This is a genomic window from uncultured Holdemanella sp. (assembly GCF_934772795.1).
Lineage (GTDB): Bacteria > Bacillota_I > Bacilli_A > Erysipelotrichales > Erysipelotrichaceae > Holdemanella.
Map to the genome: position 1 here is coordinate 1 of NZ_CAKVMR010000131.1, position 1,525 is coordinate 1,525.

Annotated in this window: 1 protein-coding gene; it reads left to right on the forward strand. The window is 29.3% G+C overall.

Annotated features, from left to right (window positions below):
* Positions 1-102: 102 nt before the first annotated feature.
* On the forward strand, positions 103-1,452 hold the full coding sequence (locus tag Q0F04_RS11870; protein WP_295753551.1) for an AAA family ATPase: 1,350 nt from the start codon (positions 103-105) through the stop codon (positions 1,450-1,452).
* The last annotated feature ends 73 nt before the right edge of the window (positions 1,453-1,525 follow it).

The window sequence follows — 1,525 nt, forward strand, 5'->3', positions numbered from 1 at the left end:
GGGAAACAACTTAAAGATAAATACAAATAAATCAAGGTAGTTGTATTTGTATCAAAATGTTGATTTTTGACACTACCTACTTTTGGTAGAGGGATAAAATATATGATATTTAAGAGAAAAATATATAATAATTTACTTAAATGGAAAGAATTGTCTAATGGAAAATCCGCAGCATTAATTGAAGGTGCTCGTAGAATTGGAAAGAGTACAATTGTTGAGGAATTCGTGCGAAATGAATATGATGATTATTTAATATTGGATTTCGCATTAGAAAGTGAAGAAGTCAAAGATAACTTTATTAAGAATATTGCCAAATTAGATGTTTTCTTTAGAAACTTATTCTTGTTGAAAGAAAAATCTTTAAAAGGAAAGCGTTGTGCCATTGTTTTTGATGAAGTACAATTTTTTCCTGTCGCAAGACAAGCGATAAAATATTTAGTAAAAGATGGTAGGTACGATTACATTGAAACGGGTTCTTTGATTTCAATCAAAAAGAATGTGAAAGATATATTGATACCTTCTGAAGAATATAGAATTAAAATGTGGCCTATGGATTTTGAAGAATTCTTATGGGCGAATAATGATGATTTTACATATTCTATAATAAAAGAATCCTTTGATAGTAGAAAACCATTAGGGGATGCGATTCATAACAAGATTATGACGAAGTTTCGTGAATATCTAGTGGTTGGAGGAATGCCACAAGCGGTAGAGGCTTTTGTGAATGGCGAAACATATGAACAAATTGATTTTGTAAAGAGAAATATTTTGAGTTTATATCAGGAAGATTTGACAAAATATGATGATGAAAATCATGAAAAGGCTTCTGTTGTATTTAAAACAATTCCTGAACAGTTAGAAAATAAAAATTCACATTTCAAAATGTCAAAAGTGGATAAAAACGCAAGATATCAAAATTATATAGACGCGATTTCTTTCATATCTGAATCCATGATTGGAAATGAGTGTATTAATGTTACGCAACCAGAAATATCTTTAGAACTTTATGCGGATCGTAGTAATTTTAAATTATATATGATGGATACAGGCCTATTGGTTTCTATGATTATGGCAAGTTCTTCTACAACAGAGGATAATATATATAAGTCATTGATCTTTAATAAGTTGAGTATAAACCAAGGTATGATTATGGAAAATATGGTAGCTCAAATGTTAAGAACAAGCGGACATGAGTTATATTTCCATGAGTATATGTATGCTTCTAAAGGCAAGAAAGAACAAAAGTATGAGATTGATTTTATCACATTACGAAAAAAGAAGGTTTGTCCAATTGAAGTTAAATCTTCAGGCTATAATTCACATAAATCATTTGATTATTTTATTGAAAAATACCCAATTAAAGTAGAAGATAGATTTATAATCTATACAAAAGATTTGAAACAGGAAGATGGAATCAATTATATTCCACTATATATGACAAGTTTTATTTAAAAGCTCCTCTTTTGCAAATGGGTGGTAATTATCCGCTTATTTACTGTGCTTAGAGCTCATTGCATCCCGATAT